The sequence below is a fragment of the Neisseria sp. P0001.S005 genome (genome assembly GCF_051963715.1).
In genome coordinates, this window is record NZ_JBQCTZ010000168.1 from 1 (window position 1) to 7,422 (window position 7,422).

Here is a 7,422-nt window from a genome sequence, read left to right on the forward strand (position 1 = left end):
CTGGAAAAATACGTTATTACCAAATTGCCTAAAAATATTGTCAAAGGCAACAAAATTCAAGACTACGATCAGCTTGCTACTTACATCCAACATACTTACACACAATTACGCAGTTCTTGCAAAAATATTGTTGCTGCCGTGCCACAAAATTTGGCGACAGTCGAGCAAATTATTTACAACCCGCGTGATACAGATTTGGACTTGGAAGAGTTTGTCGAGGCGGAAGTCGGCCAATTTGCGCCTATTGAAGAAATGAACTATGACTTTCAAGCTGAAGAAGTCGGTTCGGGCCAGCATGTTTTAGCTGTTGCCGCCAAAAAAGACGATGTCGAGCCACGCATTGAAATGTTTGAAAATGCGGGCTTGCCTTTGTCTGCTTTGGACTTGGACTTGCTGGCGCAACGCAATGCCTTTGTCTATTGGATGAATACGCATGCTCCCGAAATGGCAGAGGAAAAAGTTGCCGTGTTCGGCATTCATGCGACGCAAATGTATGCCCTGATTCTGCAAAACGGCCGTATCCTCTACAAACAAGAAACACCGGTCAGCACTGAGCAGCTTAATCAGCTGATTCAGCGTACTTATCAGGTAACGGAAGAAAAAGCCGCTCAAATGATGGCTTCCCAAAACAAGCCTTCCGACTACCAGTCTCAGATTGCCGACCGTTTTAATGTGCAGGTTGCGCAGGAAGTTCAGCGTGTTTTGCAATTTTACTATACCACGCAGGCCACTGATTCTTTTCACAATATCAAACACATCCTGCTGACCGGCTTTACTGCGCAGCAGGCAGGTTTGGCGGAAAGCATTTTCTCGCAAACCAATACGGCAACAGAATATCTGTATCCGATTTCATATGTGGAACGCAGTGCAAAAGTAGAATTGCCGCAGTTTCAAATTGATGCGCCGTCACTGACTTTGGCGTTCGGATTGGCATTAAGGGGACTTTGAGAACATGATCGAATTAACCAGAATCAACCTTCTCCCATATCGGGAAGAGATTAAACAGCGCAAGCAGCAGCAATTCAAAATATTGATGCTTGGTGCTTTTGCAGTGGGTTTAGGCTTGGCGGCCGCTACTTATCTCGGTATTGACAGTGCCATCAGCAATCAAGAAGGCCGCAACAACTTCCTGCAAACCGAAATCGACAGACTTGATAGAGAATTGGGCGAAATCGATAAACTTCAGCAAGAAAAAGAAGCCTTCTTGGCCAAAAAACTGAAAGTTGAAGAGTTGCAGGAAAAACGCTATCAAGCGGCCTATATCCTTGATTCTTTGAATGCGCTTACGCCCGATAATACTTATTTGACTGCGTTGGAAGCAGAAAGCCCGACCAGCTATAAAATCAGCGGTCATGCCATCAGCGACAATAAAATCGCCGTTATGATGCGCTCCCTGCCAAGTACAGGTATTTTCTTGCAGCCTGAATTGTTGAGCATTAAAAAAGTAGATAACTACCAAGAATTTACTTTGAAATCTTCAATCAACCAAGTAAATACGCCGGCTCCTGCGCCAACTGCCCAAAGTAGCGGTGAAGTGGCCGAACCTGTGGCAGAACCTGCTCCGGAGGCTCAATAATGGCATCTAAAAACCTAAAACAATTGGACGTACAAAACCTGTACCTGCTTAATATGCCTTCAAAACTTTTGCTGGCAGGTTTATTGATTGTCGGTATGTTGGCTTTGGGCTATGTCGGCGTATTTAAAGATCAGATTGAAACCTTGAATACGCAGGAAGCTAAAGAAGCAGAGCTGAAGGAAACCTTTACGCGTAAAAGCATTCAGGCGGCAAGCTTGAACAATTTGAAGGCTGAATTGGCTTCGATCCGTTCTGCATTTGACGTTTTGTTGAAACAATTGCCGACCGATGCGGAAATTCCGAACCTGATTCAAGAATTGCATCAGGCAGGCTCAACCAACGGACTGCGTTTGGACAGCGTTGCACCGCTCCAACCTGAAAACGATGGTCCAATTCAAAAACTGCCGTATCAGATTTCCATCACAGGCAAATACTCTCAGATCAGCCAATTTACCCGTGATGTAGGCGATTTGTCGCGCATTATTACTTTAGATTCTTTGAAACTCGTGAACGCAAGCGAGGATAAAGAAGGTAAAGGCAATAAAGGCGAATTGACATTGAGCGCGATTGCGACGACTTATAAAGCACGTCCGGCCGAAGAGATTGCTGCCGAATTGGCTGCGCAACAGGCACAAGAAGAAGGCAAACCTGCCGAGAATGAGCAAAAATAAAAGAATAGGGAAATCATGAAAAAAATCATCTTACTCTTAAGTCTTCTTCCCTTGGCAGCCTGTACGCAAAGCTATGAAGATTTGACTCAATGGATGACGCAAACCCGTCAGGAAGCAAAATCCAAGATTATTCCGTTTGAAGAGCCGACGGTTACATTGCCTAAGCCGTATAGCCCGCCGAACTTTAAAGGCATGAATGCGTTTGATTCACGCCGTTTGGACACTGCCCCTAAAGGCGGTAATGCGCCGGATGTGAACCGTCCGAAAGAAACATTGGAAGCCTTCAGTTTGGAAAATATGGCTTTTGTCGGAACGCTGCAAAGCGGCGGCAAAGTTTCCGGATTTATCAAGGTCAACGACCATGTTTATACCGTTTATCCCGGAAACTACATCGGTCAGAATTACGGCAGAATCCAAAGTATTACCGAAGATAAAATTATCTTGACCGAGCAAGTTGAAGACAGCTACGGCAACTGGGTGTACCGGAAGGCCGAATTGCCATTGAGCAGTAAAGAGGCGGATTCTTCCAATAGCTCAGATAGTTCGAATTCAAATTAATTTAGGGGTCTCACTCAATTATGAAAACCAAGTACATGACAAAATTATTTGCCGGCTTCAGCGTTGCCCTCGCTGTTCAGACGGCCTTTGCAGGCAATATTACCGATATCAACGTTTCCACTTTGCCTGACAACCAAAAAATTATCAAAATCCGTTTCGACAAAGACGTCACTACACCTCATGGTTTTGTAACATCTACTCCGGCGCGTATCGCATTGGATTTTGCCAACACCAATATCCGTTTGCCTCAGCCTGTTTTGGAATATGCAGACCCATTGCTGAATCAAATTACTGCGGCGCAAAACAATGACCGCGCACGCGTAGTTTTGGGTTTGAACAAAATCAGCCAATACAATACTGAGATTCGCGGCAACGAAGTTTGGGTGTTTGTAAACGAATCTACTGACCAAACTAATGCAGCCGTTGCAAATGAACGTGCGGCTACGCCGTCTACCGCGCGCGCTACTCAGGCTTATCAAGCCATTTCGGCCGCCAATATCGATTTCCGCAAAGGCGCACGCAATTCCGGCATTATTGAATTGTCTGCCCCGGGTTTCAGCGGACAGCCGGATATCAAACAGCAGCGCGACCGCGTCGTTGTAACCTTGAAAAACCATACGCTGCCGACACAAGCGCAACGCAGTTTGGATGTGGCTGACTTCAATACGCCTGTACAAAACGTTACGCTCAAACGTATCGGCAATTCCACCCAGCTTATTATCCGCAACAATAATGCGAATTGGGATATCAATACCAAAGCCTCTTCCGGCCGTTTTGTATTTGAAGTATCGCCTAAAGCCGCCAATACCGAATCCGGCGGCTTGAACCACAATGCGAACAAATCGTTCAAAGGCCGTAAAATTTCCTTGGATTTCCAAGATGTAGAAGTTCGTACCATCTTGCAGATTTTGGCAAAAGAATCCGGCGTGAATATTGTTGCCAGCGATACCGTCAAAGGCACCATGACCTTGTCCTTGAAAGATGTACCTTGGGATCAGGCTTTAGACTTGGTTATGCAGGCGCGCAATTTGGATATGCGCCGTCAAGGCAACATCATCAATATCGCACCTCGCGATGAATTGTTGGCAAAAGACAAAGCCTTCTTGCAGGCTGAAAAAGAGATTGCCGAATTGGGTCCGCTGTATTCTCAAACCTTCCAGTTGAAATACAAAAACGTGGAAGAATTCCGCAAAATTCTGCGTCTGGAAGAATACGACAGCAATAATTCCAATACCCGCAATACTCTGTTGAGCAACCGAGGCAGCGCCTTAATCGATCCAGCCACCAATACATTGATCGTAACCGACAACCGCGGCGTGATTGAGAAATTCCGCAAACTGATTGATGAATTGGATGTTCCGACCCGTCAAGTGATGGTGGAAGCGCGTATTGTGGAGGCAGAAGATACCTTCTTCCGCAACTTGGGCGTTAAATTCGGTTCCGGTGGTGCAAGTGGCCGTAACGCATGGGGCAGCAACTGGAGCAATGCACAAACCAACTACAATACCAATGCCTCATTTAACCGTGGTGACGTAGGCTACCGCACATGGACTTTGGATCCGAACGTCAGTCTGCCGACCGCAGCCGCAGTCAACAGCATTGCGCTGGTGCGTGCGTTCTCGTCCGGCGCATTGGGCTTGGAAATCAGTGCGTCTGAAGAACAAGGTAAGAGCAAAACCATTTCCAATCCGCGCGTGCTGACACAAGACCGTAAAGAAGCCAAAATTGAATCCGGTACGGAAATTCCTTACCAAGAGGCTTCTTCCAGCGGTGCGACTTCGATTACCTTCAAGAAAGCCGTTTTGGGCTTGACCGTAACGCCGAACATTACGCCTGACGGTCAAATCATCATGACTGTGAAGATTAATCGCGATACCCCGATCGACTGTACCGTAGATTCTTTGACAACCAAGTGTATCAACACCAAACACTTGAATACCCAAGCCATGGTTGAAGATGGCGGTACGCTGATTGTCGGCGGTATTTATGAGGAAGAAAGCACCAATGCAGTGAACAAAGTACCTGTTTTGGGCGATATCCCTGTTGTCGGCAATCTGTTCAAATCACGCGGCAAACGTGAAAACCGCCGTGAGCTGTTGATCTTCATTACGCCGCGCATTATGGATAATGTAGGTAACAATCTGCGCTACTGATTTTTAAAATGACAAACAGGCATATCTGCAAAGGTATGCCTGTTTTAGTTTTCAGACGGCCTGAGATGAAAAGGCCGTCTGAAAAACGACGAACTTTTCCACGAAACCACCATATCGTATAAAATGACCCACATGGAAAAAATCAACGGTAATTTAATTTTAATCGGGCTGATGGGCGCGGGCAAAACCACTTTGGGCAAGCAGCTTGCCCAAATGTTTGAATGTCCGTTTTACGACAGCGACTACGAAATCTGTACTTCTTCGGGCGTATCCATTCCGACCATTTTTGAGATGGAAGGGGAGGAAGGCTTCCGCAACCGCGAAACCAATATGCTGAAAAAGCTCGCTTCCCGGCGAAACATCGTTTTATCGACCGGTGGCGGCTCCGTATTGCGCAGTGAAAACAGGCAGATTCTGCGCCAAAACGGTACGGTTGTTTATCTGCATGCCAGCCCCGAAACCTTGCTGGAGCGTACCCGTTACGACAGCAACCGGCCGCTGTTGCAAGTTGCCGACCCTTTGGCCAAACTGCAAGAGCTGTATGACCAACGCGATACGTTGTACCGTCAAACCGCCCATCTCGTCATTGAATCCGACAGCTGTCACAAAACGCTCAAACGCCTGATACAGGCTTTAGACGAATAAATACGCTTTGCAAAGGAATACTATGCGCACACTGACTGTCCAAACCCCGTCTCATCAATACCCTATCTTTATCGGACATAAACTGATTGAGCAGGCCGATACGCTGCTTCAGCCCTATTTAGGCAAAAAAGTAGCCATCATTACCAACGAAACCGTTGCGCCGCTTTACCTCAAACAGCTTCAGACGGCCTTAGACAGACTGGGCGTGCCGCATTTCAGCATCATCCTTCCCGACGGCGAAGAATATAAAAACTGGCAGACGCTTAACCTGATTTACGATGGCCTGATGCAAAACCGTGCCGAACGCAAAACCACTTTAATCGCTTTGGGCGGAGGCGTGATAGGCGATATGGTCGGTTTCGCCGCGGCGACTTATCAGCGTGGCGCACCTTTTATCCAAGTACCGACCACATTGCTCAGTCAGGTCGATTCCTCGGTCGGCGGTAAAACCGCCATCAACCATCCGCTCGGTAAAAACATGATTGGCGCGTTCTACCAGCCGCAAGCCGTTTTGGCTGATTTGACCGCCCTGCAAACGCTGCCGCAACGCGAACTTTCCGCAGGCATGGCCGAAGTTATCAAATACGGCGCATTGGGCGATGCCGAATTTTTTGCTTGGTTGGAAGAAAATATGGCCGACCTGATGGCACAACACCAAGAAAAAATGGCAGAAGCCGTTTACCATTGCTGCAAAATGAAGGCCGATATTGTTGCCCAAGACGAAACCGAGCAGGGCATCCGCGCATGGCTTAATCTCGGCCACACTTTCGGCCATGCCATCGAAGCCGAAATGGGTTACGGCGTATGGCTGCACGGTGAAGCCGTTGCCGCCGGTTGCGTCCTCGCTTCCCGTTTGTCGCAAATTTTGGGCAAAACCCAACAAGCCGACACCGACCGTATTGCCGCTTTAATGGAAGCCGCATCCCTCCCGTCTGCGCCGCCTGTTTTCTCATTTGAAAAATGGATTGAACACATGAGCCACGACAAAAAAGTCAGCAGCGGCATCATGCGTTTTGTCGGTTTGGAATACTTGGGCAAAGCCAATATCACCGAAATTACCGATATGGAAATCCTCCGTCAAGCCTTGCAGCCGTATTTGTGAGGAATGAATTAGGTTTACTTTAAAATATAAAAAGGCCGTCTGAAAGTCATTTTCAGACGGCCTTTGGTTTTAAAGCTTTTTGATTCATCGGCTTAAAGCTAGATAAATCAATTTGGGCGGGTCGATTATTTAAAGTGTCTTTTTATCCAACTCGGCAATAATCAGCAAGCCGCTGTCAAAGCGTCGGCTGTCGGCCAGTTTCAGACGGCCTTGATGGCGTTTGACAATGGTGTTTGCGATGGATAGACCAAGTCCGGTGCCTTGTTGTTCGGTGCCGAGAATACGGTAGAAGGGGTCGATAACGCGTTGGCGTTCGCTTGGGGGAATGCCGGGGCCGTCGTCTTCCACCCAGATGTTGAGGTATTCGGCGGTTTCGTCAAAGCCTAAATCGATGCGGCCGCCTTTGGGGGTGTAGCGGATGGCGTTGTCGGTAAAGGTTTTGATGAGGGTGTAGATTTCAGTGTCGTCGGCGTGGATTTGGCAGTCGTTTTCAACGGCGACGCCGATGTCTTGACCTTTGGCCAGCGCCAGCGGCATGAGTTCCTGCAAGACGCGGCGGAACTGGTTTTGCAGGCTGATCAGGGTTTTGGGGCGTTGAGTTTCGGGTGCTTGGGCGCGTGCGAGGGAGAGGAGTTGCTCGAGCAGGTGGCGGTTGCGCTGTATGCTTTGTTGCAACAGGGCGGACTGCTCGCGCGCTTCGGCGGACAGCTGCATATT

Annotated in this window: 8 protein-coding genes; 7 read left to right on the forward strand and 1 reads right to left on the reverse strand. The window is 47.9% G+C overall.

What is annotated here, in order from left to right; genetic code table 11:
* From pilM to aroB, 7 genes are all read left to right on the forward strand, one after another.
* On the forward strand, positions 1–948 hold a 948-nt coding region (gene pilM / locus ACTHSP_RS15610), incomplete at its 5' end, for a type IV pilus assembly protein PilM (protein ID WP_440346403.1).
* Between the two features lie 4 nt (positions 949–952).
* Positions 953–1,576 carry a PilN domain-containing protein gene (locus ACTHSP_RS15615; RefSeq protein ID WP_440346404.1) on the forward strand — a complete coding sequence of 208 codons (624 nt, stop codon included), beginning with the start codon at positions 953–955 and terminating at the stop codon, positions 1,574–1,576.
* Positions 1,576–2,247, forward strand: coding sequence for a type 4a pilus biogenesis protein PilO (locus tag ACTHSP_RS15620; protein WP_128580217.1), 672 nt, complete (start codon positions 1,576–1,578; stop codon positions 2,245–2,247). Before ACTHSP_RS15615 ends, ACTHSP_RS15620 begins: the two co-directional genes overlap by 1 nt.
* 15 nt (positions 2,248–2,262) lie before the next feature.
* Complete coding sequence (locus tag ACTHSP_RS15625; protein ID WP_003684527.1) at positions 2,263–2,805, forward strand: pilus assembly protein PilP; 543 nt, start codon at positions 2,263–2,265, stop codon at positions 2,803–2,805.
* A gap of 20 nt (positions 2,806–2,825) precedes the next feature.
* Positions 2,826–4,958 carry a type IV pilus secretin PilQ gene (pilQ, locus tag ACTHSP_RS15630; protein WP_440346405.1) on the forward strand — a complete coding sequence of 711 codons (2,133 nt, stop codon included), beginning with the start codon at positions 2,826–2,828 and terminating at the stop codon, positions 4,956–4,958.
* 132 nt (positions 4,959–5,090) lie between these two features.
* Positions 5,091–5,603, forward strand: coding sequence for a shikimate kinase (locus ACTHSP_RS15635; RefSeq protein ID WP_039862528.1), 513 nt, complete (start codon positions 5,091–5,093; stop codon positions 5,601–5,603).
* Positions 5,604–5,625: 22 nt separating this feature from the next.
* Positions 5,626–6,705, forward strand: coding sequence for a 3-dehydroquinate synthase (gene aroB, locus ACTHSP_RS15640; RefSeq protein WP_342685632.1), 1,080 nt, complete (start codon positions 5,626–5,628; stop codon positions 6,703–6,705).
* A 129-nt stretch (positions 6,706–6,834) separates the two neighbouring features.
* Here aroB and ACTHSP_RS15645 read toward each other — a convergent pair.
* On the reverse strand, positions 6,835–7,422 hold a 588-nt coding region (locus tag ACTHSP_RS15645; RefSeq protein WP_440346406.1), incomplete at its 5' end, for a sensor histidine kinase.